This is a genomic window from Phormidium sp. CCY1219, assembly GCF_055795085.1.
This window is the reverse complement of record NZ_JAYFEQ010000150.1, coordinates 1-201: the sequence shown is the minus strand read 5'-3', so window position 1 is coordinate 201 and position 201 is coordinate 1. Positions and strand designations below refer to the sequence as shown.

General features: G+C 49.8%; 1 protein-coding gene. It reads right to left on the bottom strand.

The annotated features are described in order from the left end of the window. The coding region (locus tag AC0QH1_RS00780; RefSeq protein ID WP_324628818.1) for a hypothetical protein at positions 1-201 on the bottom strand (201 nt) is incomplete at both ends.

The following is a 201-nucleotide window of genomic DNA, read 5'->3' as shown; positions in this document are numbered from 1 at the left end:
TTCTGCTCGTTTCTTGCCATCTCGAACGACAGTTGGTTGTAGCGCTGCTGCAAAGCGTAGAACTCTCTTTTGAGCTGCTGGTTTTCTTCTTCCACCTGGGCCGTCTCGGATTGGGTAGCTTCAAAGTTGGCAATCTGCTCCTGGAGGTGGTGAATTTGCGACTCCTTATCGGTATTTTCTTGCAGGAGTTGTTGCAGTTGC